The organism is Streptosporangium sp. 'caverna' (assembly GCF_003203775.1).
GTDB lineage: Bacteria > Actinomycetota > Actinomycetes > Streptosporangiales > Streptosporangiaceae > Streptosporangium > Streptosporangium subroseum.
The window spans coordinates 8,542,299-8,563,715 of record NZ_CP029711.1 but is presented as its reverse complement, the minus strand read 5'-3'; the positions used below and the strand labels follow the sequence as shown (position 1 = coordinate 8,563,715).

Sequence of the window (21,417 nt, the reverse complement as noted above, 5' to 3'; positions counted from 1 at the left end):
CGCAAAGAGAGGGTACAGGCCCTTTTGTCGCGCTAAGTCGTCTCTAAGTCATAGAAGGCCATACAACGCCACTTTCCGGGCAAGGGGATCCGGTGGGCGCCGTTCAGGACTTGACATAACGATAGGGGTTCCGGTAGTCCGGAAATGTAGAGCAGACGCGTCGTGAATCCACAGTGCCGCCGGCCGGAGGTCAAGGCCGGAAAGCCTTTGTTTCTCCGGTGGGCAGGCGGGGGTGCCTATGGCGATCTACGAATACCTGTGTCCGGCGTGTGGGCCGTTCGACGTGCGCCTTCCGATAGGAACCGCACCGCTGTCCCGTGGCTGCTCCACGTGCGAGCGCGGCGCCCGTCGCGTCTTCTCCCCGCCGAACATCTCTCGTACACATCCGGCGTTGTCCGCCGCCCTCGATCGCGACGAGCAGAGCCGGGAGGCGCCGACGGTCGTCTCCGGCATGCCTGGCCGGCGGCGTCCGCAGCCACCGCATCCGGCACTGGCGCGTCTGCCGCGTCCCTGACCGGTGGGATGTCAGACACCCCGGGCCTGACCAGTGGAACCCCAGACAAACGAATAACAGGACAACACATCCTCGTACGTCCGAACCTGTGACGCCTGTGCCCGGTGAAGGCCGGCCGTCCGGTGCGGCCGCGGTCGCCACAGCCGGGGCACGTTCGTGCAGTCGCATGGCGTGAGCGGATCACGTTGCCCACCTGGATCGCCCATCACCGACGCTAGGAGGTGCCACGGATGGGAAACGTCGGGCTGCTCTACGTCGGTGCGGTGCTCTTCATGAACGGGCTGATGCTCCTGGGGAAGGTCGAACCGCGGTCGGCGGCTGTTTTCAATCTCTTCGTCGGGGTGTTGCAGGTGATCACGCCTCTCGTGCTGATCATCACCGCCAACGGCGACACGAATGTGATTCTCAACGCGTCGGGCCTCTTCCTCTTCGCCTTCACCTACCTGTACGTGGGGATCGGTGTGCTCGGAGAGTTCGACACCACGGGCGTCGGTTACTTCTCGCTGTTCGTGGCCATCATGGCGATCGGCTACTCGTACGCGAATTTCCAGGTTCTCAACGACAGGCCTTTTGCCGTCATCTGGCTCTACTGGGCTTTCCTGTGGTTCCTCTTCTTCCTGCTGCTGGGTCTGAAGCGGGAACACCTCACCCTCTACACGGGCTGGGTGACGGCGATCGAGGGCTGGGTCACGGGGGCCATTCCGGCGTTCCTCCTCCTCAGCGGTTACTGGCAGCGCTGGAACCAGAACCTCGTCGCGATCACCCTCGTCGCGTTCGGGGTGATCGTGTTCGGCGCGTTGTGGCCGCGGACCGGGAAACAGGGGGTGGGTCCCGCTCACGGAGAGACCGTCGCCGCCCGTCAGGCCCATCGGTGAACCGTTCGCGACGACCCGGAGGGGAGCCGGGCCGAGCGAGGGAGAGGAGGTGATGCGGCTTTCCGGCATCCGATCGTCGTGCGTCTGATCCAGGAGGAGAACCCGTCATGCCCAAAGTCATATTCAGCGTGGACCAGTCGAAGTCAATGCGCGACCAGGCCGTACCCGGCCACAACCGGTGGCATCCCGACATCCCCACGGCCGCCATGGTGCGCCCCGGAGACGAGTTCCGCCTCGAATGCAGGGACTGGACCGACGCCCAGATAGGCAACAACGACTCGGCCAACGACGTGCGTGACGTCGACCTGTCCCAGACGCACATGCTGAGCGGACCCATCGGGGTCGAGGGGGCGGAGCCGGGAGATCTCCTGGTGGTCGACATCCTCGACCTGGGGCCGGTTCCCCAGCAGATCGGTGATGTTTCTGGACAGGGCTGGGGCTATACCGGCGTGTTCGCCAAGGCGAACGGCGGCGGCTTCCTGACCGACTACTTCCCCGACGCCTACAAGGCGGTCTGGGACTTCCACGGTATATACGCGACCTCCCGTCACCTGCCCGGCGTCCGGTACGCCGGCATCACTCACCCCGGGCTGTTCGGCACCGCGCCGTCGACGGAGCTGCTCGCAAGCTGGAATCGGAGGGAGCGGGCTCTCATCGACCTCGATCCCGGCAGGGTCCCGGCACTGGCCCTGCCGCCGCTGGCCGACAACGCCCTCGCCGGAGCGGCGACCGGCGACCTGGCGAACCGGATCGCCGCCGAAGGGGCTCGCGCCGTGCCCGCACGGGAGAACGGCGGCAACCACGACATCAAGAACTTCACCCGCGGGGCGCGCGTCTTCTACCCCGTCTACGTGAAGGACGCCAAGCTCTCGGGAGCGGACCTGCACTTCAGCCAGGGCGACGGTGAGATCACCTTCTGCGGCGCGATCGAGATGGGCGGCTTCATCGACTTCCGGGTGGACCTCATCAAGGGCGGCATGGAGAAGTACGGCGTCACCACCAACCCGATCTTCATGCCGGGCAACGTCGAGCCGCGCTACACGGAGTTCATGTCGTTCATCGGCATCTCGGTCGACCACGACACGGACACGAACTACTACCTCGACGCGACGCTGGCCTACCGCCGGGCCTGCCTCAACGCCATCGAATACCTCAAGAAGTGGGGCTACACGGGCGAGCAGGCCTACCTGCTTCTCGGTTCGGCGCCCATCGAGGGGCGGATCAGCGGGATCGTCGACATTCCCAACGCGTGCTGCTCCCTCTACCTGCCGACGGCGATATTCGACTTCGACGTGCGTCCGAACGCGGAGGGACCCGTCAGGAAGGACAGGGGGCAGTGCGCCGTGACGTCCTGATCGCCGCTGATCGCAGCTGACCGCCGCTGGTCGGCACTGGTCGGCACTGGTCGGCGCGGCGTGGGCCGGGGGTGACCGGTGCTCCTCCGACACCCCGCATCGAGGAGGCCCGCCGGGGCGGTGGTCGCCCCGGCGGGTGGGAGCGGTGGACGGCGGACAGACGGCGGACAGACGGCGGACACAGCTTTCTGACACCCCCGCCCCTCGTTCCATCCGGCGGTATACCGATAATTTTTGCCTGGCCCAGGGCAGAACTGTCCCTTGGGGCGCTTGACAGGCCAAAATTGATCCGTGGTCAGGATCGGATCGGTAGAGATGGACGAATGCGAGCGTGGGCAACTTCCGCCAGTGCTGGGTCAGCTGTTCGCCGACGGAGGTGACGGGCGGACGCTCTCGGTGGAGTTGCCGCCGGGGGATGTGGTCTGGCCCGACCCCGGTTACGCACAGCTGGCCATCCGTCGCCGTCCGGCGTTCTGGCTCAGTGACGAGGCGGTGCGGGGTGAGCTGTGGGCCGATCTCCGGGCACAGCATGAGCACTCGGGTCTGTGGCCGGTGCTGCTGGAGGACTCCATACAGCCGTGGTCGACGGGCCAGGTCGCTCCGGACACGGTGGTCGAGATCGATCACTACCACACGGCGGCGTTCATGGCCGAGGTGTGGGCGGACTGGATCGCGAGGGCCCATATCGACCAGCTGGAGCTGCTGGACCCGTTCGGTCCCGAGTGCCCGGGTCCGGCCCCGTCGGGCAAGCTCGCCGCCGACCCCGGCGTGGTCGCCGACTGGTACGCCGGGCTCGTGGCCGAGCGCAGGACCCCTCTCGGGCTGATCGCGGCCGACCGGGGGGCCGACGCGCTGGCCGTCATGGGGTGGCAGGGCGCCCTGAACCACAACGAGTGGATGGTCCCGCTCGCCGCCGTGGTGCGGAGCTGGGAGGACAGATTCGGGGCACGGGTGGTCGGCATGGGATTCAACACCCTGGACCTGAGCATCGCCGCGCCCCCGGTGACCTCGGAACACGCCCTGCACGTCGCCGCCGAACACTGGACGTTCTGTCCCGACAGCATCACCCAGGGCGCCGGGACGCTGATCGACTACGCGGAGCAGATCAAGGGCAGGAACGCCTGGTCCTTCTGGTGGGACTGACCGGGTGACGCGTTGCCCGCCTGACCACTCGCGCGGGCGGTGCGGGAGGCCGTCGAGGAGACCCGGCCGCCTCGGGCCGGGCCTCCTCGGGGTTTTTCGGAGGCCCGAGATTTTTCAGCGGCTCGAGGTTTTCAGAGGCGCTGCCAGAGGGCGGGGACGTTGGACGGCTCCCAGCCGGTCAGCGAGGTGTGCGACTGGAGGCAGCGGTAGGTGGCCCCGGAGTAGGTCACCAGCGCTCCGGTGGCGTAGGAGACGCCCGCGCGCCAGGCCTGCGCCGAACCCGGGGGAGTCGGGGTGGGCGTGGGGGTCGGGGTGGGCTTCGGGGTGACGGGGGGAGTCGGGGTGGGGGTGACCGTCGGGGTCGGGCTGGGGGAGACGGCGCCGCCGAAGGTCACGTCGGAGCAGGTGTAGAAGGCCTCCGGGCTGTCGGAGCGCTGCCAGATCGAGTAGATGAGATGGCGCCCGCTCTTGCCCGATGGGAGTTGGCCCTGCATGACGTAGGCGCCGTTGACCAGGCCCGGGTTGGTGACCTTGAGGAACGGCGTGGTCTCCAGGTCCGACCACTTCAGCGGCTGGGCGGGGTTGTAGCCGTTCTTGGTGACGTACACCTCGAAGGTGCCCGGGTGGGGCGCGGTGGCCTTGTACCGGAAGGTGTAGGCGCCGCCCGCGGGGAGCGCGGTCGAGGGCCAGTCGGTGCGGGCCGCGTCGAACCCCCGATACTTGGCGCGCCCGGCGCTGCACAGTGTGCCGTCGGGGATGATCGTACGGTGCCGGCCGGCGGCGTCACCGATGTTGATCTCGTTCCAGTCGTAGAGCGGCTGGGTGCCGCCGGTCGTGACCGCGGCCTTGCACGCGGCGGTGTCGGGACTCTCCGGTCCCTCCAGGAAGCACGCGTAGACCCGGCTGACCGGGGATTCCATCGAACCATGGGCTTGCGCGGAAGTGATCAGCACCGTCGAGAGAAGGGCCGGCGCACTGGCGGCCGCGGCGATCAAAGCGATCTTACGCTTGTTCATCAGACTGTCTCCCCCGGGGGTGGAAAGGAAGAAATCGCACTTCAAGGCGATGATCGTCGGTCAACTATTAGGTAACTTTACTAATAGTTTCACCGAAGTTAACGCCCGCGAGCAAGATGGTCAAGGTCTGCCCGGTAAGGGTTCCTTGACGATTGCAGGTAGATCTTCTGGGGCTTTCGTGGCTTTTGCTTTGCTTTGTCCGTTTGGGTCGGTAGTGTCCCATTTACCGGTTGGCGACCTGCCCTTCATCGGAAGGAGCGGCCAGCCGCGTCGAATCCCAAGGTCAGTAGGGCCTCGGGAGCCGGGGGCCCACTTCTTGGGGTGAATCCGCCGCGAACGTGCGGCGGTAGGGCAACTCCACCGCCCGAACCCGTCAGCTAACCCGGTAGACGAGATGGAGAGGAGATCCCTATGGATCACCGCGTCATGTTCGTACCGGTGCATCTTCCGTTCGTGTCGATCGTCTAGCACCTCCGCCGCACCTGATAGCGGTGTCCTCCCGCACGTGCTCCGCGTAGCGCCCGGTTGATCCGGCTACGTCCTCCCGTTCTGTGAGCGCGTCTCCGCCAGTGCCTCCTCCCCGTGTGTCGCACGCGGCTGCCCCATTCCCTCGCGAAAGAGGCTCTTCCATGCGTTTCTCCCTCAGTCCGCATAAGAACCGTCTCGCCGCTGCCACCCTCCTTGGCGCGAGCATCCTGACCTCCGCCGGTGTCGCCTCGGCGCTCCCTGCCTCCGCGTACTGCGCGGACGCGATCCCCACCTCGGCATCCCCCGCCGTGGCGGGTCTCGCACCGGCGAGCCTCGACGTACCGGCGGGCCTCAGCGCACCGACGGGCCTCAAGGCGTCGAGCCCCACCCCCAAGCCCGATTCCGACGTCCCCCTCCTCAAGGGTTCGACCAAGGCCTCCTACTTCTGGGACGACGCCTCCGGCCGCGCCGGGGACACCGGCCTGCCCGCGAGCGGCAAGCCGATGCAGAAGGGCATGATCGCCAGCCCGAGCTGGCCGCTGTTCACCGAGGGCTACATCATCTACAAGGGCAAGAAGGCCCCCTTTTTCGTCGGCGACCGCGGCCCCGGCACGCCCTCCAGCAGCGGAATCATGATCGACATCGACGCCAAGACCTTCGCCGACCTGACCGGCGGCACGTTCAACTCCAACACGCTCGCCGTGGAGGGCAACGGAGGCCTGGGCCACATCGACGTCCAGTACGTGGTCACCAAGTGGGGCGACGGCGTGGGCAAGAAGAACTACCCCATGGCGTTCTCCACCGGCGCGTGGAGCCGCAAGGACAACAACCCCGCCACGCCCCCGAAGGTCGACGTCGTCAACGACTGACCAGCGGCCCAACCGGGCCGGGCGCCTACGACGCCGGACTCCCGCTCTTGTCCTCGTTTCTACCGAATGACATTCTGTTCCGCAGGATCGGCAGGACATTCGCGGGACCCAGCACGGTAGGAGTGCCATGACTCAGCGCGCCTCGGCGAACGGCATCGAGATCGCTTACGACACCTTCGGCTCCCCCCGGGGCCGCCCGCTTCTCCTGGTCATGGGACTCGGCTCCCAGATGATCCACTGGGACGAGGAGTTCTGCGGGGTCCTCGCCGACGCGGGACACCATGTCGTACGGTTCGACAATCGCGACGTCGGTGAGAGCACCCATCTCCACGACGCGGGCACCCCCGTTTTCGGCGAGAACATGCAGGCCCCCTACCTGCTGGACGACATGGCCGACGACGCCGCGGGGCTGCTGGACGCGCTCGGCTGGGAGTCGGCCCACGTGGTCGGCGCCTCGATGGGCGGCATGATCGCTCAGTTGCTGGCGATCCGCCACCCGAACCGGGTGCACAGCCTCACCTCGATCATGTCCACTCCGAGCCCGGAGGCCGCCCGGCCCACCCAGGCGGCGATGGCGGCGCTCATGGCGCCCCCCGCGTCCGACCGCGAGACCGCGATCCAGCGGGCGCTGGCCACCTGGGAGGTCATCGGCTCCCCGGGATATCCGCTCGACCGTGAGCGGACCACCAGGCTCGCCGGGCTGAGCTACGACCGGTCCTTCGATCCCGCCGGATCGGCCAGGCAGCTCGCCGCGATCACGGCCTCCGCCGACCGCGCGCCGATGCTCAAGGAGCTCACGGTGCGCGCCCTCGTGCTGCACGGTGAGGACGACCAGCTCGTGCCGCTCTCCGGCGGGATCGCCACGGCGGAGGCGATCCCCGGAGCCAAGCTCGTCACCTTCCCCGGCATGGGGCACGATCTGCCCCGCCCGCTCTGGCCCGAGTTCGTCGGCGCGATCGGCGAGCTCACCGCGGCCGCCGAAGATTGAGCTCCGGTACGGCTTACGCCTCCCGGGGCGTAAGCCGTACCGGAGGATCAGACCTCGAGCTTTTCCTCGATGCCGCGAAGGGAGTGCCGCGCGAGTGCGAGGTTGGCCCGGGCGCGGTCGAGCGCGAGGTAGAGGAAGAGACCCTTGCCGCTCCTGCCGGCGAGCGGCCGGATCACGTGATACTGGCCGCTGAGGGTGATGAGGATGTCCTCGATGCCGTCCTTGAGGCCCAGCGACTCCATGGTCCGCATCTTGGCCTTGACGACCTCGGTGTTACCCGCCGCCGCGACCTGAAGGTCAAGGTCCTTGGAACCGCCGAGCGCGCCCAGCGCCATCCCGCTGTTGTAGTCCACGACCACCGCGCCGATGGCGCCGTCGATCGCCATCATCTCCTTGAGGGAGATGTCCATGTTGCCCATTCCAGGCTCCGATCACTGAGTTACCGACATGTGAGATGTGATGGCGGCCAGGTTCGCCGCCGTCTTGCGGCCCTCCAGCCGGAGCAGCCCGAGGTTGGTACCGGGGCGTGCGAGGACTGTAAGGACGATCTTGGGGCCGGCGGCGTAGAAGACCGCGTAGCCGTTGGTGCCGGAGATCAACGTCTCCTCGAAGGTGCCCTTGTCGACCATGCTCGTCATACGGCGGCTGAGAGCCAGGAGCGCGGAGGAGAGCGCGCCGGTCTGCTCGGCGTTCTCGCCCAGGTCACCGGCTATCGTCAGGCCGTCGACGCTGCACGCGACGCATCCGTCCACATCGGGCATGCGCGCACGCAGCAGCATCATCTCCTGGCGTACCGTGTCACGGAGTTCCACCGGAATCCTCCTTCCAATCAACTTCAGCCTCCGCGGCCTTATCGGCATCGGAGCCAGCTCACGTCAGTGCCTCCAATGCGTTCCTCAGCCGGATGAGCAGGTTCAGGTCGGTCGGGTCCCCCGTCGCCGCGGGGAGCCAGTCGGATGATCCAGAGGAGGTCGCACCGGCGTCGGGGATCTTCGTGTCGCCGCGTGTCCGTTTGGGCAGCAGGTCGGGTGTGTCGGGCGGTCGCGGGGTGGCGAGGGGAGCGGGCGGATCCGGCGCGGCGGGCATGCCGGGTGCGGAAGGGGCAGAAGGGACGGCCGGCTTGACGGATCTCGCCGGGGTGGCGGGCACGGCTCCGGGTTCGGGTTCCGGCAGGCGGAGCAGCCCGGACGAGGCGAGCTGCCGTACGGCGAGCAGCACCGAGTAGGCCGGGCGGCCCAGCTTCTGCGCCAGATCGGCGGGAGACGCCGCCGAGTCGGCGCCGACCAGCACCTCCCACTGCATGGGGGTCAGCACCACCCGCTGGGCGGTGATGCGTCCCAGCGGGACAACCGGGAGCGCGTCCAGCTCCGCGGACGGCCAGGCCTCGTCCAACCGTGCCTTCCTTCGCTTGCACTCCCGAAACAGCCCGGTCACCTCGAAGTACCACTGCGGCCCGAGCCAGTGCAGCTCTCCCGGCCGGAACCGCGGCCGGTGCCCGGTGGCGTCGCACAGGAAGTAGGCGGCGTCGAGCACCGCGTTCAGCACGCAGAACTCAAGCTCGCCCCTGGTGAGCACGCCCTTGTCGACCAGTTGCTCGCCGCCCCACCGGCCCTCGGCGGCGGCCTGCCTGGCCTGCCGTACGGCATGGGCGGAGATCCTGCGGCTGGCGGTGAGAAGGTCCTCCACCCGGGGAGCGGCCGTGCTCTCGGCGTAGGTGACGCGGCCGTCGGTGAGGTAGAACGTTCCGGCCTTACCCAGACGCAGCGAGCCGGTGGCCCGATCGTCGGCGAGCCCGCTAAGTATGTTCTCGACGCTCTGCATGGATTCACGTCGTTATCAGGCAGTCGGACAGCGCCTGAAGACGATGGCGGGCCAGAGCCAGATTCGAGCGGTTCAGATCGAGCCTGACATGAATGACCAGAGGACCATCGAAAACCGTTTCCAGCGGTCTCAGTAAATGGTGTCCCTCGTCCGTGGTTATGATCATGTCGCGGATTCGGATTGTTCCACCGGGGGAGGCCACGGCGAGCCCGTCCAATGTCGCGCGGAGGATTTCGCTCAATCCCGCGGCTGACTTCTCCGCGTCGGTGTGACGGCTCCCACCGCCGGTCGCCACGGCCATCCCGCTGGTCTGATCGATCAGAACCGCATCCAGCGCACCGGGTATGGCCATGACCTCGGCCAAACAGTCTTCGATTCCGAGCACGGGCTCTCCCTCGCCAACGACTTTCAAGAGGTCGCCCGGACAGCGTAGGGAAAGCCCGCCGGAGTTGAGTGCCCTACTCGCAACTCCGATAGAAGGAGGGACAGGATTCAATAACCGGATAGAAGGATAGGCACTCCGAGTGGAAATTCACCTAGATGGACTCGGTGATAAGTGCCTTCTCGTCCGGCTTGAAAATAAGAACATTCTTCACGTAAGAATCCACCGCGGCGGGCAGGCCGACGTCGTTTCCGGCCTGCTCCGACATGTACCAGCGGTGGTCGAGCACCTCGTGGAAGAGCTGGGCCGGCTCCAGCTTGCCCCGCAGCTCCTGGGGCACGGCCTGCACCGTCGGCTGGAAGACCTCGGCGAGCCACCGGTGGGCGACGATCGCCTCGTCCTCGTGGCGCAGGCCGTACGACACCCGGAAGGAGTCAAGGTCGTTGAGCAGCCGCCTGGCCTGGTTCTCCTCCACGTCCAGGCCGGTGAGCCGCAGCAGCCTGCGCTGATGGTGGCCCGCGTCCACGACCTTGGGACGGACGATCAGCCGTCCGGTGCCGGCCTTGCGGCGGACCATCATCTCGGCGACGTCGAAGCCGAGCGAGTTCAGCCGGCGGATCCGCTGGTCGATCATGTGCCAGTCGACCTCCTCGATGATCTCGTCGGAGGTGAGCTCGCTCCAGAGCGCGTGATAGCGCTCGCAGATCGAGTCGGCGACCTCCTCCGGGTCGATGGAGGCGTGGAGCAGCTCGCCCGCCTCCAGGTCGAGCATCTCGCCGAAGATGTTGGTGTGCGCCACCTCGATGTCGTACAGCCGCTGGCCCTCGCTGATCATGGGGTGGAGCTCACCCGTCTCGGCGTCGACCAGATAGGCGGCGAAGGAGCCCGCGTCCCGGCGGAACAGGATGTTCGACAGCGAGCAGTCGCCCCAGTAGAAACCGCTCAGGTGCAGCCGGACCAGCAGCACGGCGAGCGCGTCCATCAGGCGGTTGAGCGTCTCCGGCCGGAGCGTGCCCGACATGACCGCCCGGTAGGGCAGGGAGAACTGCAGGTGCTGGGTGATGAGCGCGGAGTCGAGCGCCTCGCCGTTGGCGTCGGTCCGCCCGGTGACCACGGCCACCGGCTCGACAGAGGGGGTGTCCATCCGGCTGAGGTCCCACAGGAGGCGATACTCCCGCTTGGCGTAGTACTCGCTGATCTCCTTGATCGCGTAGACCTTGCCGGAGAGCCGGGCGAAGCGCACCACGTGCCGGGAGATGCCGCGGGGCAGGGAGACCAGGTGATGCGCCGGCCACTCCTCCAGCGGGACGTCCCAGGGAAGGCGGATCAGATCCGGGTCGCTCGGGGCGCCGGTGAGCTGGAGGGGCATGGAAGTCAATCCTCGCGACGGGGAAATGTGGGCGGGTGGAAAGCTCGCTGGACCACCGCGGAGAGCTGCTCTTCGGTGAGCACCCGGGGCTCCCCGATGCTCCTGGCCCGCACGTAGACCTCGCAGAGCCATTCGAGCAGCCGGGTCGCCTCGAAGGCGGCGCCGAGGTCGTCGCCGAAGGTGACCCCGCCGTGGTTGGCCAGCAGCACGGCACGCCTGTCCTTGAGGGCTTCCCTGACGTTGGCGGCCAGTTCGGGGGTGCCGTAGGTGGCGTAGTCCGCGACCCTGACGGTCCCGCCGAGCAGCAGCGCGTTGTAGTGGATCGGCGGGAGCTCGGTCATGGTCGTGGCTATCACGGTGGCGAAGGTGGAGTGGGTGTGCACGATGGCGCCGGCGCCGGTGGCCGTATAGACCGCCAGATGCATGGGGGTCTCGGAGGACGGCTGCAGCTCTCCCTCGACCAGACGGCCCTCGACGTCGACGATCGGGCAGTCCCCGGGCTCCAGCCGGTCCAGGGAGATTCCGCTGGGTGTCACCGCGACCAGGTCGTCCACCCGGACGCTCAGGTTGCCGGAGGTTCCGATGACCAGACCGGTCCCGGAGGCTCGGCGGCCGTACTCGCACAGCAGTCGTCGTTCGTCCCCCAGCAACATGTTCTAAAAGTAAGGGCTTGCGGTGATGGGCGGCAAACCTTCATTATCTGGTCTAGACCGGTTGTTGCCCATTGTCGGCGAGAAGCCGCAGATCCCTTACTCTCCTGGGAGCGTTGAGTCAACGGTCTTGCAGGGGATATCGAGTGGTCTGTGACCTTTTGTCCTGAGATTGCGCTTCTTTGGCATTTGGTTGCTACCGGATATGTCGCGAGGACATCACGGCTCGGTCTAGACCGGCTGAGACCTCTTGACGCTGGACTACGGAGGTACGTACCTTCGGGCAAACGTTTAGGAAACTTTCCTAATTGATCCCCCGCTCAGGAGGGTTACATGTCCAACTCGGCCGGTACGCCAGGAGCTATCACCCGGCGGCAGATGATCCGCCGGATCGGCCTGACCGCTCTGATCGCCGGCCCCGGTGCCGGATTGCTGAGCGCCTGCGCCACCAGCGGAGGCGAGGCCCCCGCGGCCAGCGCCTCCGCCGCTCCGTCCGCAGGAGGCGCGGTCTCGGCCGCCAACCCGTTCGGAGTCGCCGCCAACGCCCCGCTCGAGGTGGTCATCTTCAAGGGTGGCCTCGGTGACAGCTACGCCACCGACGTCCACGAGCCGCTGTACAAGAAGGCCTTCCCGCAGGCGACGATCAAGCACGTCGGAACGCAGCAGATCGCGCAGACCCTGCAGCCGCGTTTCGCCAGCGGCGACGTCCCGGACATGATCGCCAACTCCGGCACCGACCTCATGGACAACGCGGCCCTGCAGCAGGAGGGTCAGCTTCTGGAGCTCACCGAGCTGTGGGACGCCCCCTCCATCGACGACCCGAGCAAGAAGGTGCGCGACACGGTCGCGCCGGGCACCGTCGAGTCGGGCCTCATCGACGGCAAGCCGTACCTCATGAACTACGTCTTCTCGGCCTACGGCCTCTGGTACGACTCCGCCCTGTTCGAGAAGAACGGCTGGACCCCGCCGAAGACCTTCGACGAGTTCAAGGCCTTCTGCGAGAAGGCCAAGGCCGCCGGCATCGCGCCCTTCGCCTACGCGGGCAAGAACGCCTCCTACTACGCCTACTGGATGATCCTCATCTCCGCCGCGAAGATCGAGGGCAACCAGCTCCTGCTCGACGTCGACAACCTCGTCGACGGCGTCTGGAAGCGCGACTCGATGAAGCAGTCCGCCGCCGCGTGGGCCGAGATCGGCAAGTTCATGGACAAGTCCTTCGAGGGCCTGATCCACACCGAGGTGCAGACCCGCCAGAACCAGGGCAAGGTCGCCCTCTACCCCTCGGGCTCCTGGCTGGAGAACGAGCAGAAGGGTCAGACGCCTGACACCTTCAAGTACGCCCTGACGCCCACCCCCAGCGTCACGGCCGCCGACAAGATGCCCTTCGAGGCCATCCGCGCCGCCGCCGGTGAGGCCTACCTCGTCCCCGCCAAGGGCAAGAACCCCAAGGGCGGCCTGGAGTACCTGCGCATCATGCTCTCCAAGGAGGGTGCGAAGGGCTTCACCGAGAAGTCCGGCAACATCACCGTCGTGACCGGTGCCGCCGAGGGCCTGGAGCTCTCACCCGGCAACGCCAGCCTCAGCGCCGCACAGACCGCCGCCGGCCAGAACATCGTCACCTACAGCAGCTTCGAGAACTGGTACAAGGAGTTCGAGACCGAGCTGCGCAAGCAGACCAACGCGCTGATGTTCGGCCGCATCTCCGCCGACGAGTTCTGCGACAAGATGCAGAAGGCCGCCGACAAGACCAAGGCCGACTCGTCCATCACCAAGCAGAACCGGACGGTGTAGGCAGCAATGCGGCACGGCAGGTATCCGTTCATCGTCGGCTTTCTCGCCGCGCCGGTGCTCCTCTATGTGGTCTTCGTGGTCAGCCCGTACGTCCAGGCTTTCTACATCTCGCTGACCAACTGGAAGGGCATCTCGGCAAATCCTCAGTTCGTCGGCCTGGAGAACTTCTCCCGGTTATGGGACGACGAGGTCTTCTGGGCCGCGGTGCGTCACCACGGTGTTCTGCTGCTTGTCATGCCGCTCGTCACCATTGTGATCGCGCTGTTCTTCTCCTTCCTCCTCAATCTGGGGGGAGGGCAGAAGGGCGGCCAGATGACCGGAGTCTGGGGCTCGAAGGTCTACCGTGTGATCTTCTTCCTGCCCCAGGTCCTGGCTGTGGCCATCGTCGGCGTGCTCTTCCAGTCGATCTACCGCCCGGACGAGACCGGTGTGATCAACGGCCTGCTCGGCAAGATCGGCGTCGACCCGGTCGGCTGGCTCATCGATCCGGACATCGCCCTGCTGGCGATCATCGGCGTGATGGTCTGGCAGGCCGTCGGCTTCTACGTGGTCCTGTTCTCGGCCGGTATGTCCACCATCCCCAAGGACGTGTTCGAGGCCGCCGCGCTGGACGGCGCGGGCCGGTTCACCCTGTTCTTCAGGATCACGCTCCCGCTGCTGTGGGACACCATGCAGGTCGCCTGGGTCTACCTGGGCATCGCCGCCTTCGACGCCTTCGCCCTGGTCCAGGTGCTCTCGGTCGACCGCGGCGGGCCCGACAACTCCACGACGGTGCTTCCGCTGGAGATCTGGCGCACGGCGTTCAGCTTCTCCAAGTTCGGATACGCGTCGGCGATGGGCGTGGCGCTGTTCTTCATGACCATCACGTTCGCGGCGATCACCCTGCGCGTGACCCGGCGCGAGAGGATCGAGTTCTGATGGTTACGGATTCGGCCCAGCGGCCGTCTGCCCCTCCCCGTGAGCCCAAGAAGCGGAAGAACCCGCTGGGCGTCTTCGGCGCCATGTCCCACATCGCGCTGCTGATCTGGGCGATTCTCATCATCGGCCCGATCGTGTGGACGTTCCTGGCCTCCTTCAAGACCAACACGGAGATCTTCGGCGACGCCATCGCGCTGCCGTCCTCCTTCGGCTGGGACTCCTGGGGCCGGGCCTGGGAGAAGGCCCACATCGGCCAGTACATGCTGAACACCGTCTTCGTGGTGGCGTGCAGCACGGCCGCGACCATGTTGCTGGGCTCGATGGCCGCCTACGTGCTGGCGCGCTACGCCTTCCCCGGCAACAGGGCGATCTACTTCCTGTTCGTGTCGGGCATGACGTTCCCGGTGTTCCTCGCGCTGGTCCCGCTGTTCTTCGTGGTGAGGAACCTCGGCCTGATCGACACCCACCTCGGCCTGATCCTGGTCTACACCGCCTACTCGCTGCCCTTCACCGTCTTCTTCCTGTCGGCGTTCTTCAAGACGCTGCCCACCTCGGTGGCCGAGGCGGCGATGATGGACGGCTGTTCCCACACCCGGACGTTCTTCCAGATCATGGTGCCGATGGCCAAGCCCGGCCTGATCAGCATCACGATCTTCAACATCCTGGGCCAGTGGAACCAGTATCTTCTGCCGATCGTGCTGCTGTCCGGCAACGTCGAGGACAAGTGGGTGATCACCCAGGGTGTCGCGAACATCTCCACCAGCGCCGGCTACGAGGCCGACTGGCCCGGCATGTTCGCCGCGCTGAGCATCGCCATCATCCCGGTCATGTTCATCTACATCATCTTCCAGCGCCAGATCCAGTCGGGTCTCACCTCGGGCGCCGTCAAATAGCCGTAACGGTGTCGCTTCGCCGGTAATCCCAGCGGGGTCGTCGGGAGTCGTTCTTATTCGGAACGACTCCCACCCCCTCTCCTCGGAGAAGCTCACTCATGGCCTACCCGGAACAGGTCTTTCCCTTCCCGTTCTTCGGAGCCGGGGAGGCCGACTACTACATGTGGGCGGAAGTGCACGTGCGCTTCGGCCGCGAGCCCACGAGCTCGCAACGTGAGGTCATCGTGGGCACCGTCCCCGCCCCGCTGCGCACCGCGGTCGACTGGTGCGAGGGACGCCAGCTGCTGGCTGCCAGCGGCCTGTTCCTGCACGGCTCGGTGATCCGCGCCTACGCCGCCACCGGAGACGAGCCGGACCGGATCGGCGAGGACGGCTGGCTCTACGCCGCGCCCTCCCGGATCGCGGCCCTCAACGCCGACATCGAGGCATGGCTCATCCGGATCCACGACGAGTGCCCGATCCTGGCGGCCTACCGCGCCGAGGACCCCGACAGCGGCGGCACCCGCCTGTCACCGTGGCACGACTGGAGCCTCGCCCGCCTGCCCGGCCTCCTGCCGGAGCTGGAGCAGGCCCTCGACAAGGGCACCCACGCCACGTCCATGGCCCAGGGCGTCATGGCCATGGCCCGGCGCGCGGGAAACCTGCCCCGGCTTGGCGTCTTCGCCAAGAACGTGATCTCCTGGGCCGATGGACCTGCTTGATGACTCCGCGGTGAACCAGAGACTGACCGGCGTGCCCGAATGGCGGCGGGAAGGCGACGAGATCCGTCGTAAGATCACCGCCCGCGACTTCCCGGCCGCGATCCGCATCGTGGACGAGATCGCGGTCGAGGCCGAGAAGCTCAACCACCATCCCGACATCGACATCCGCTGGCGCACCCTGCACCTGGCGCTCACCACCCACGACGCCGGTGGTCTGACGGACGCGGACTTCACCCTCGCCGCCCGCATCGACGAGATCGCCGTGCCCCACACCTGACGCTCTCGTTGGCCGTGTCCGGACGGAAAAATATGAATACCATGAGTGATCGCATGATTACTGATTAGAGTGGGCGCTGCTTCTGCCCCCTCTGATCAGGAGATGCCGGATGCGCATTCTCGGTGTTCTTGTCGCCGTCGGCCTGCTCGCCGTGGCCTGCGGCCAGCAGGCGCCGGCGGCCCATCCGCCCACGCACAGCCCGGCCGCCTCCGCGATCCGCCTGGCCGGGGGCGGCACGCTCGTCGCGGCCAGGCCCAAGGCCTCGGCGATCGTCTACGACACCGCCCTGGCGCCCGCGGGGGCCTCGGTCAATGCCACGGCCGAATCGGGGGCGGTGCTCGCCACCTCCACGGTCACGGTCGCGGGCCTGCTGCCCAACCGGACGTACGGCGTGCACCTGCACGTGAACCCGTGCGGGCTCAAGCCGGAGGACGCGGGCCCGCACTACCAGCACGCCCACACCCATGCGAGCGCGGACAACGAGGTGTGGCTCGACCTCACCACCGACGCCTCGGGGTATGCCACGGCCATCGCCACCCAGGACTGGGCGTTCGTCTCCGGCCGGCTGCCCCGGTCGCTGGTGATCCACGCGGAGAAGACCGCGACCACCGGCACCCAGGCGGGCACCGCCGGAGCTCGGATCGCCTGCGTCACCCTCGCCGAGGTCTAGGGCCCCGCACGGCTCCCGCTTCGAGGCCGCCGCGGCATGAGAGCCCCGCACGGCCTCGCTCCGAGGGTGCCGTGGCGTGCGGTTCCTTCGGATCCGGCGTGGTTCCCACCGGATCCGGCCTCGCCGGTGAACTCGCCGACCTCGCCCGCGATCAGGCGGACAAGACGAACCGAACCAGGCGGCAAGCGCGAACGAGTCCCGTCCATCTCCAGGCGGGGCTCGTTCGCATGTGGTCCCAGCGAGCCTTACAGTCCGCCCTCAGACATTCCGTGCACGGCCGGGATCGTGCCCAGCCGCCCTTTCTGGAAGTCCTCGAACGCCTGCTGAAGCTCTTCCTTGGTGTTCATGACGAATGGTCCGTAGTGCGCCATCGGCTCTCGGATCGACTGACCGCCGAGAAGGACGACCTCAAGATCCGGCGCATTCGAATCCTGCTTCTCGTCCGCCCGAACGGTCAGCGACGAGCCCGCACCGAACACGGCTGTCTGGCCCAGGTGCACCGGCCGGTGCTTTGCGCCTACGGAACCGCGCCCGGCGAGCACGTACGCGAGAGCGTTGAAGTCCTCGCGCCATGGAAGCGTGATCTCCGCGCCCGGCGCGATCGTCGCGTGAATCATGGTGATCGGCGTATGCGTGGTGCCCGGCCCCTTGTGGCCGTCCAACTCGCCGGCGATGACACGCAGCAGTGCACCGCCGTCCGGAGACGTCAGCAACTGGACGGTGCCGCCGCGGATGTCCTGGTAGCGCGGGGGCATCATCTTGTCCTTCGCCGGAAGGTTCACCCATAGCTGGAGCCCGTGGAAGAGACCGCCCGACATGACGAGGTGCTCCGGCGGCGCCTCGATGTGGAGCAGGCCGGACCCGGCCGTCATCCACTGGGTGTCGCCGTTGGTGATGGTGCCGCCGCCGCCCTGGCTGTCATGGTGGTCGAAGATGCCGTCGATGATGTAGGTGACGGTCTCGAAGCCCCGGTGGGGGTGCCACGGGGTCCCTTTCGGCTCCCCAGGCTGATAGTCCACCTCGCCCATCTGGTCCATCATGATGAACGGGTCGAGATGGCGGTAGTGGATGCCGGCGAAGGCACGGCGGACCGGGAAGCCTTCTCCTTCGAATCCGCTGGGTGCGGTGGTGATGGTCAGCACCTCACGCTCCCGCACCGCGTCGAGCGGCTGCGACAGGCGGGGCAGGGTCAGCGGGTTCTCTACGGTCACGGCTGGCATCTTGGATCCCTTCCTACGATGTTCGCCGGTGATAACTCAGTTGATGTTTCAACTATTCCATGATTCGGGGCCGCGGCATCGAAGGTGCCGCGGCCCCGAAAGTGATCGGCTGTCCGGTGAGGTCGCCGGCCGGTCCATCGGATCATCGGCCGGACGGTGGTGGACTCAGCCTGACGTGGCCAGCGTGAACGCGCCCCGGCTCAGCGAGATGAGCTCCCCGGTGGCCGTCCTCTCGTCGATCGCGCTCCGGGGGTTGTTGGTCAGCGCGGTGACGACGTAGGTCTTCCCCTTCGCGGAGCGGGCGCGGAAGGACAGGTCCAGGACCCCGAGCTCGGAGCCGCCCTTGGCCCAGACGGCCGGCCATTTCTTGGGGTCGAGCTTGAGCTCGATGTCGTAGGCCGACATCGCCTCGTGCAGCGGCTTGCTGTTCAGCGCGGTCAGCCCGGCGTAGGCGCGGCAGACGTCGCGGGGAGAGCCGAACCACTCCAGTTTGTCGATCTCGCGAGGCCTGTCCCAGGGCTTGATGTCCGTCAGGGCCTGCTTGGCGACCGTGTTCTTCAGGTAGGCCGCCTTCTTGGCAGGGCTCAGGGCCAGGTAGGCGTTGGCCTGTGCGGGGTAGTTGACGCCCTTGAGCAGGAAGAGCTCGCGCGTGGTGAGGAAGGGGACGTTCTGCTTGGCGTGGCCCGACCACCGGCGCACCGTGGACTCGACGGCCCCGCGGCCGACCGTGTGGATGAGAAGGTCGGTGGCGGTGTTGTCGCTGATCGAGATCATCAGCTTGGCCGCCTCGCGGACCGTGACGGTGCTGTTGTCCGGCCGATCCGCCAGGCCGCCCTGGCCCGTGCTCCTCCACTCGGGTCTGATCGTGAGCTTGGTGTTCCAGCTCAGCCTGCCGTCGCGGACCTTCTCGGCCACGGCGCCCATCACGTAGAGCTTGAAGATCGAGCCCAGGGGCCGCGCCCTGTCCGGGTTCACGGCGTGGACGGTCTCGCACCGGCCCCGGGAGTCGATCTCGGCCGCGAGGAAACCCACCTGGGGGGCGGCCTTGCGGAGCCGGGTGTCGAGCTGACCCCAGCTCGTGGGGGAGGGGGGAGGGGGCGGGGTGGGGAGCGTCACCCCGATCAGATCGATCTTCCCCTCCGCGTCCACGTGGATCTGGACGACGAACTTCTCACCGCCGATCGTGCCGGTGCCGACCAGGGCCGTCGGCGTCACCGTGGTCAGCTCCTCCAGCTGGAACCCGGTCACGTTCTTGAGAAACGCGTTGAAGCCGTCGACCGTCAGGGACTGGAGATACGCGGCGTTCACGTGCGCGCCGAGCTCGCTCTCCGTCAGGGGCGCCCGGCTCGGCGCGTCGAGGAACCACCGGAGCTGCCTGCCGACCGGGCTGTCGGGGATCTCCGGGGCGGCGGTGATCGTCTGGGCCGTGGACGCCGTCGCGGGCTGTCCGCCACCCACGAGCGAGGCGAAGGGGACGGCCGCCGTGACGACGGCGAGGGCCAGGAAGCGCGTCGATCGGAACGGTAACCGCACGAGAGACTCCTATCACTGGTGTCGTGGCCGCCTTCCCGGCGGCCTTGATCCAAAACTAGGACGGGTCACGGCACCGCACCATCCGGCGGACCTCCGTCTTCCGGGGTGCGGCGAACCGCACGGACTGTGCGGACAACCCCATGGACGGCGGCCCGTCCGGTAGGTCACCCTGCCTTCCATGAACTCCACCGCCCCGGTCCGCGCGCTCGCCGCCTTGATGGCCGTGGTGGCTGCGGCCGGGATCGTCGCGGGTGAGGTGCTGACGGCCGGTTGGCCCCTGCCGATCACCGAGTGGTTGTTCGGCGCGGCGTGCATGCTCCTGCCCGCGGTCGGCTGGCTCATCGCGGTCAGGCGGTCCGACAACGTCTACGGCTGGCTGCTGCTGGCCTCCGCCGACTGCCTGGGCCTCGGCGGCCTCGGGGTGGGTCTTCTGACGAGGAACGACGCCGGTGAGGGACTCATACCCGTCATCGGAGCCCTGCTGGCGTCGCTGTACACGATTTTCTACGGCCTGACCTGGGTCTTCGTCCCCCTGCTGTTCCCTGACGGGCGTCTGCCCTCGCGGGGCTGGCGCGTGGGCGCCTGGATCGCCGCGACGTCGATCACCGTCTACTGGCTGGGCGCGCTCCTGTACCCGGACGAGATCTGGAACAGCACCTTCTCCGGTGGCGGTGGCAACCCGCTGGGACTCAGCGGTGCGGCCGGCCTGCTCGCGGCATTCGTGGGCGGGACGGGACAGGTGGCCATCTTCATGGTGGGGTTGTCGGTGCTCGTCTCCCTGATCCGCCGCTGGCGGCGCAGCACCTCCACCGAGCGCCGCCGGCTCCGCTGGATGGTCGCGGGTTCCGGGGTCACCCTGGGGGGAGTCGTGCTGACGCTGTTCCTGTTGGGGGCGAACCACGAGGCGGGCTGGGTCGGCGTCATAGTCGCCCTGGGCACGCTGCCCGCCGTGATCGTGGTGACCGTGTTCCGGCACAACCTGCTCGACCTCCGGGTGGGGATCAGGGGCTCGAAGTTCTTCCTGATCTTCGACCTCCGGCCGACGGTGGACGAGCTCCTGACGGAGCTCGGCCCGGGGCTGGAGGAGGCGGAGCCGGCGGAGCAGCTGGGCAGGCTGGCGGGGGCCGTACGGGCGGGGCTGGAGACGCGGTGGGCGGCCGTCGCGCTCGCGGACGGCACGCGGGTGGTGGCGGGGCGGGAGGAGGGCGAGGCCGTGCTCACCGTTCCGGCCGGGCTGGGACACATCGCGTGCGGCCCCAGGACGGCCGGGCGCTTCACCGCCGAGGACCGGAGGCTGCTCGACGCGCTGGCGGTGCCGATCGGGCTGGCGATCCAGAACGCGGGGCTGGTGACCCGGCTGGTCAACGCGCAGGAGGCCGAACGCCGGCGGATCGAGCGTAACATCCACGACGGGGCGCAGCAACAGCTCGTCGCGCTGATCGCCGGGCTGGAGCTGGCCCGCGCGACCGGCGGCGGGGCCGACAGCCTGGCGCTCCTGCGCGAGCAGGCCCGCCAGACCCTCAACGACCTGCGGGAGCTGGCGGCCGGCATCCACCCGTCCGTGCTCAGCCAGGGCGGCCTGGTGGAGGCGGTCGAGGAACGCTGCTCACGCCTGCCGGTGGCCACGACGGTGGCGGTCGACCCGGCCCTGCGCGCACGGCGCTTCCCCGACCAGGTGGAGAGCGCGCTGTACTTCACGGTGAGCGAGGCGATCGCCAACGCGCTCAAGCACGCCGCGGCCTCCCGGATCGAGGTACGGCTGACGCAGTCCGCCGGCCGGCTCCAGGCGGTCGTCCTGGACGACGGGAGAGGCTTCGACCTGGACGCGACCGGCCGCCGGGGACTGGGCGCGCTGGCCGACCGGATGACCGCCCTCGGCGGCGGGCTGGACGTGTCGGGCGGACCGGGCGAGGGCACGCTTGTGCGCGCCTGGGTGCCCACGCCCGGCTGAACGGGGCGGGAGA

Annotated in this window: 22 protein-coding genes and 1 riboswitch; of the genes, 13 read left to right on the top strand and 9 right to left on the bottom strand. The window is 67.7% G+C overall.

The window, feature by feature from the left end; genetic code table 11:
• Positions 1-238 precede the first annotated feature (238 nt).
• The 4 genes from DKM19_RS53130 (at position 239) to DKM19_RS36915 (ending at position 3,887) form a co-directional block, all read left to right on the top strand.
• Positions 239-514: an FmdB family zinc ribbon protein gene (locus DKM19_RS53130; RefSeq protein WP_110702295.1), complete on the top strand. Its 276-nt coding sequence runs from the start codon at positions 239-241 to the stop codon at positions 512-514.
• 230 nt (positions 515-744) lie between these two features.
• Positions 745-1,389: an AmiS/UreI family transporter gene (locus DKM19_RS36925; RefSeq protein WP_110702293.1), complete on the top strand. Its 645-nt coding sequence runs from the start codon at positions 745-747 to the stop codon at positions 1,387-1,389.
• Positions 1,390-1,496: 107 nt separating this feature from the next.
• The gene (gene fmdA / locus DKM19_RS36920; protein ID WP_110702291.1) at positions 1,497-2,744 is read left to right on the top strand and encodes a formamidase; all 1,248 of its coding nucleotides are present in this window, start codon (positions 1,497-1,499) and stop codon (positions 2,742-2,744) included.
• A 315-nt stretch (positions 2,745-3,059) separates the two neighbouring features.
• On the top strand, positions 3,060-3,887 hold the full coding sequence (locus tag DKM19_RS36915; protein WP_110702289.1) for a DUF4253 domain-containing protein: 828 nt from the start codon (positions 3,060-3,062) through the stop codon (positions 3,885-3,887).
• Between the two features lie 131 nt (positions 3,888-4,018).
• Here DKM19_RS36915 and DKM19_RS52825 read toward each other — a convergent pair whose 3' ends face one another.
• The gene (locus tag DKM19_RS52825; RefSeq protein WP_110702287.1) at positions 4,019-4,903 is read right to left on the bottom strand and encodes a lytic polysaccharide monooxygenase; all 885 of its coding nucleotides are present in this window, start codon (positions 4,901-4,903) and stop codon (positions 4,019-4,021) included.
• A gap of 258 nt (positions 4,904-5,161) precedes the next feature.
• A riboswitch (cyclic di-AMP (ydaO/yuaA leader) is annotated at positions 5,162-5,310 on the top strand.
• Positions 5,311-5,532: 222 nt separating this feature from the next.
• On the opposite strand from DKM19_RS52825, the gene DKM19_RS53125 reads away from it, so the two are divergent.
• Complete coding sequence (locus tag DKM19_RS53125) at positions 5,533-6,240, top strand: hypothetical protein (RefSeq protein ID WP_110702285.1); 708 nt, start codon at positions 5,533-5,535, stop codon at positions 6,238-6,240.
• A 127-nt stretch (positions 6,241-6,367) separates the two neighbouring features.
• A complete protein-coding gene (locus DKM19_RS36900; protein WP_110702283.1) occupies positions 6,368-7,228 on the top strand; it encodes an alpha/beta fold hydrolase in 861 nt (286 codons plus the stop codon).
• Between the two features lie 47 nt (positions 7,229-7,275).
• Here DKM19_RS36900 and DKM19_RS36895 read toward each other — a convergent pair whose 3' ends face one another.
• From DKM19_RS36895 to DKM19_RS36870, 6 genes are all read right to left on the bottom strand, one after another.
• Positions 7,276-7,647, bottom strand: coding sequence for a hypothetical protein (locus DKM19_RS36895; protein WP_089205892.1), 372 nt, complete (start codon positions 7,645-7,647; stop codon positions 7,276-7,278).
• Positions 7,648-7,659: 12 nt separating this feature from the next.
• Complete coding sequence (locus DKM19_RS36890) at positions 7,660-8,040, bottom strand: roadblock/LC7 domain-containing protein (RefSeq protein ID WP_110702281.1); 381 nt, start codon at positions 8,038-8,040, stop codon at positions 7,660-7,662.
• A gap of 58 nt (positions 8,041-8,098) precedes the next feature.
• Positions 8,099-9,049: a MarR family transcriptional regulator gene (locus DKM19_RS36885; RefSeq protein WP_110702279.1), complete on the bottom strand. Its 951-nt coding sequence runs from the start codon at positions 9,047-9,049 to the stop codon at positions 8,099-8,101.
• Positions 9,050-9,053: 4 nt separating this feature from the next.
• Positions 9,054-9,434 (bottom strand): roadblock/LC7 domain-containing protein, encoded by a 381-nt coding sequence (locus tag DKM19_RS36880; RefSeq protein WP_110702277.1) that lies wholly within the window; start codon positions 9,432-9,434, stop codon positions 9,054-9,056.
• A 151-nt stretch (positions 9,435-9,585) separates the two neighbouring features.
• A complete protein-coding gene (locus tag DKM19_RS36875) occupies positions 9,586-10,800 on the bottom strand; it encodes a DUF4032 domain-containing protein (RefSeq protein ID WP_110702275.1) in 1,215 nt (404 codons plus the stop codon).
• 5 nt (positions 10,801-10,805) lie between these two features.
• Positions 10,806-11,453 carry a class II aldolase/adducin family protein gene (locus tag DKM19_RS36870; protein WP_110702273.1) on the bottom strand — a complete coding sequence of 216 codons (648 nt, stop codon included), beginning with the start codon at positions 11,451-11,453 and terminating at the stop codon, positions 10,806-10,808.
• A gap of 330 nt (positions 11,454-11,783) precedes the next feature.
• Here DKM19_RS36870 and ngcE point away from each other — a divergent pair, with 330 nt between their 5' ends.
• The 6 genes from ngcE to DKM19_RS36840 all read left to right on the top strand — a co-directional run bounded on the left by ngcE (position 11,784) and on the right by DKM19_RS36840 (position 16,700).
• The gene (ngcE, locus tag DKM19_RS36865; protein ID WP_110702271.1) at positions 11,784-13,241 is read left to right on the top strand and encodes an N-acetylglucosamine/diacetylchitobiose ABC transporter substrate-binding protein; all 1,458 of its coding nucleotides are present in this window, start codon (positions 11,784-11,786) and stop codon (positions 13,239-13,241) included.
• Between the two features lie 6 nt (positions 13,242-13,247).
• On the top strand, positions 13,248-14,159 hold the full coding sequence (locus DKM19_RS36860; RefSeq protein ID WP_110702269.1) for a carbohydrate ABC transporter permease: 912 nt from the start codon (positions 13,248-13,250) through the stop codon (positions 14,157-14,159).
• Entirely contained in the window at positions 14,159-15,052 is an 894-nt protein-coding gene (locus DKM19_RS36855) for a carbohydrate ABC transporter permease (protein WP_110702267.1), read from the top strand. The genes DKM19_RS36860 and DKM19_RS36855 overlap by 1 nt, the downstream gene beginning before the upstream one ends.
• Before the next feature lie 98 nt (positions 15,053-15,150).
• Positions 15,151-15,753: a hypothetical protein gene (locus tag DKM19_RS36850; RefSeq protein WP_110702265.1), complete on the top strand. Its 603-nt coding sequence runs from the start codon at positions 15,151-15,153 to the stop codon at positions 15,751-15,753.
• Complete coding sequence (locus tag DKM19_RS36845; RefSeq protein ID WP_110702263.1) at positions 15,740-16,030, top strand: 4a-hydroxytetrahydrobiopterin dehydratase; 291 nt, start codon at positions 15,740-15,742, stop codon at positions 16,028-16,030. The genes DKM19_RS36850 and DKM19_RS36845 overlap by 14 nt, the downstream gene beginning before the upstream one ends.
• A 109-nt stretch (positions 16,031-16,139) precedes the next feature.
• On the top strand, positions 16,140-16,700 hold the full coding sequence (locus tag DKM19_RS36840; RefSeq protein WP_110702261.1) for a superoxide dismutase family protein: 561 nt from the start codon (positions 16,140-16,142) through the stop codon (positions 16,698-16,700).
• A gap of 245 nt (positions 16,701-16,945) precedes the next feature.
• On the opposite strand, the gene DKM19_RS36835 is transcribed toward DKM19_RS36840, so the two are convergent.
• Entirely contained in the window at positions 16,946-17,920 is a 975-nt protein-coding gene (locus tag DKM19_RS36835) for a pirin family protein (RefSeq protein ID WP_110702259.1), read from the bottom strand.
• A 165-nt stretch (positions 17,921-18,085) separates the two neighbouring features.
• Complete coding sequence (locus tag DKM19_RS36830) at positions 18,086-19,453, bottom strand: serine hydrolase (RefSeq protein ID WP_110702257.1); 1,368 nt, start codon at positions 19,451-19,453, stop codon at positions 18,086-18,088.
• A gap of 178 nt (positions 19,454-19,631) precedes the next feature.
• On the opposite strand from DKM19_RS36830, the gene DKM19_RS36825 reads away from it, so the two are divergent.
• Positions 19,632-21,404 carry a histidine kinase gene (locus DKM19_RS36825; protein ID WP_110702255.1) on the top strand — a complete coding sequence of 591 codons (1,773 nt, stop codon included), beginning with the start codon at positions 19,632-19,634 and terminating at the stop codon, positions 21,402-21,404.
• Positions 21,405-21,417: the final 13 nt, after the last annotated feature.

What these genes read in the sequence shown, in the direction of transcription:
- DKM19_RS36925 (WP_110702293.1), top strand. Translation starts at nt 745, where the DNA reads ATGGGAAACGTCGGGCTGCTCTACGTCGGTGCGGTGCTCTTCATGAAC.
- DKM19_RS36900 (WP_110702283.1), top strand. Translation starts at nt 6,368, where the DNA reads ATGACTCAGCGCGCCTCGGCGAACGGCATCGAGATCGCTTACGACACC.
- DKM19_RS36840 (WP_110702261.1), top strand. Translation starts at nt 16,140, where the DNA reads ATGCGCATTCTCGGTGTTCTTGTCGCCGTCGGCCTGCTCGCCGTGGCC.
- DKM19_RS53130 (WP_110702295.1), top strand. Translation starts at nt 239, where the DNA reads ATGGCGATCTACGAATACCTGTGTCCGGCGTGTGGGCCGTTCGACGTG.
- DKM19_RS36915 (WP_110702289.1), top strand. Translation starts at nt 3,060, where the DNA reads ATGGACGAATGCGAGCGTGGGCAACTTCCGCCAGTGCTGGGTCAGCTG.
- DKM19_RS36845 (WP_110702263.1), top strand. Translation starts at nt 15,740, where the DNA reads ATGGACCTGCTTGATGACTCCGCGGTGAACCAGAGACTGACCGGCGTG.
- DKM19_RS36855 (WP_110702267.1), top strand. Translation starts at nt 14,159, where the DNA reads ATGGTTACGGATTCGGCCCAGCGGCCGTCTGCCCCTCCCCGTGAGCCC.
- ngcE (WP_110702271.1), top strand. Translation starts at nt 11,784, where the DNA reads ATGTCCAACTCGGCCGGTACGCCAGGAGCTATCACCCGGCGGCAGATG.
- DKM19_RS36895 (WP_089205892.1), bottom strand. Translation starts at nt 7,647, where the DNA reads ATGGGCAACATGGACATCTCCCTCAAGGAGATGATGGCGATCGACGGC.
- DKM19_RS36870 (WP_110702273.1), bottom strand. Translation starts at nt 11,453, where the DNA reads ATGTTGCTGGGGGACGAACGACGACTGCTGTGCGAGTACGGCCGCCGA.
- DKM19_RS36875 (WP_110702275.1), bottom strand. Translation starts at nt 10,800, where the DNA reads ATGCCCCTCCAGCTCACCGGCGCCCCGAGCGACCCGGATCTGATCCGC.
- DKM19_RS52825 (WP_110702287.1), bottom strand. Translation starts at nt 4,903, where the DNA reads ATGAACAAGCGTAAGATCGCTTTGATCGCCGCGGCCGCCAGTGCGCCG.
- DKM19_RS36835 (WP_110702259.1), bottom strand. Translation starts at nt 17,920, where the DNA reads ATGCCAGCCGTGACCGTAGAGAACCCGCTGACCCTGCCCCGCCTGTCG.
- fmdA (WP_110702291.1), top strand. Translation starts at nt 1,497, where the DNA reads ATGCCCAAAGTCATATTCAGCGTGGACCAGTCGAAGTCAATGCGCGAC.
- DKM19_RS53125 (WP_110702285.1), top strand. Translation starts at nt 5,533, where the DNA reads ATGCGTTTCTCCCTCAGTCCGCATAAGAACCGTCTCGCCGCTGCCACC.
- DKM19_RS36825 (WP_110702255.1), top strand. Translation starts at nt 19,632, where the DNA reads ATGAACTCCACCGCCCCGGTCCGCGCGCTCGCCGCCTTGATGGCCGTG.
- DKM19_RS36885 (WP_110702279.1), bottom strand. Translation starts at nt 9,049, where the DNA reads ATGCAGAGCGTCGAGAACATACTTAGCGGGCTCGCCGACGATCGGGCC.
- DKM19_RS36860 (WP_110702269.1), top strand. Translation starts at nt 13,248, where the DNA reads ATGCGGCACGGCAGGTATCCGTTCATCGTCGGCTTTCTCGCCGCGCCG.
- DKM19_RS36850 (WP_110702265.1), top strand. Translation starts at nt 15,151, where the DNA reads ATGGCCTACCCGGAACAGGTCTTTCCCTTCCCGTTCTTCGGAGCCGGG.